The organism is Streptomyces sp. NH27 (genome assembly GCF_056859195.1).
In genome coordinates, this window is the sequence record NZ_JACEGK010001010.1 from 1 (window position 1) to 914 (window position 914).

Annotated in this window: 1 protein-coding gene; it reads right to left on the minus strand. The window is 72.8% G+C overall.

The annotated features are described in order from the left end of the window. On the minus strand, nucleotides 1–837 hold an 837-nt coding region (locus AC13HU_RS37715), incomplete at its 3' end, for a PHP domain-containing protein (protein ID WP_483046516.1). Nucleotides 838–914: the final 77 nt, after the last annotated feature.

Consider the following 914-nt stretch of genomic DNA (forward strand, 5'->3'; position numbering starts at 1 on the left):
GAGGTGGTGGGGTGGGTCGAGGCGGTGTGGGCTGCTGTTGATCTCGACGGCGGTGCCGGCCTGGGCGCAGGCGGCGAAGACGGCTTCGGCGTCGAAGGTGGACTCGGGGCGTTGTTTGGCCTCGCCGATGAGCCGGTTGGTGCAGTGGCCGAGGATGTCGACGAGGGGGTTGCTGACCGCGGCGATCAGGCGGCGGGTGAACTGGGGTGCGGGCATACGGAGTTCGGAGTGGGTGGAGGCGACGACCAGGTCAAGGCGGTCGAGCAGGTCGTCGCGCTGGTCGAGGCCGCCGTCGGAGAGGATGTCGCATTCGATGCCGGTCAGGAGCCGGAAGGGGGCGAGGCGTTCGTTGATGTCGGCGACGACGTCGAGTTGGCGTAGCAGGCGGTCGGCGGTGAGTCCGCGGGCGACCTTGAGGCGGGGGCTGTGGTCGGTGAGCACCATCCAGGAGTGGCCGAGGTCGCGGGCGGTGCGGGCCATCGTCTCGATCGGGCCGGCGCCGTCGGACCAGTCGGAGTGCACGTGGCAGTCGCCGCGCAGCGCGGCCCGCAGCGACTGGCCGGCGCCGTCGGCGGGGGGCGCGGCCTGATCGCGTTCGAGGTCGGCGAGGTAGGCGGGGGTGCGGCCGTCGCATGCCTCCACGATGACCTTGGCGGTGGTCTTGCCGATGCCCTTGAGGCCGGTGAGCCGTCCGGTGCGGGCGCGTTGTCGGACCTCGGCGTGCGGGAGTGCGGCGACGACGTCGGCGGCGTTCCGGAACGCCCGGACCCGGTAGGCGGGTGCGAGGGCGCGTTCCAGCAGGAAGGCGATCCGGTCGAGTGCCTCGATGGGCTCCATGGTGGCGCTGTTCCCGTCCGGCGCCGCGGCTAACGGCCGGGCGGGTGGGCGTCACCCGCTCGGCCGCGGCCTGTTTG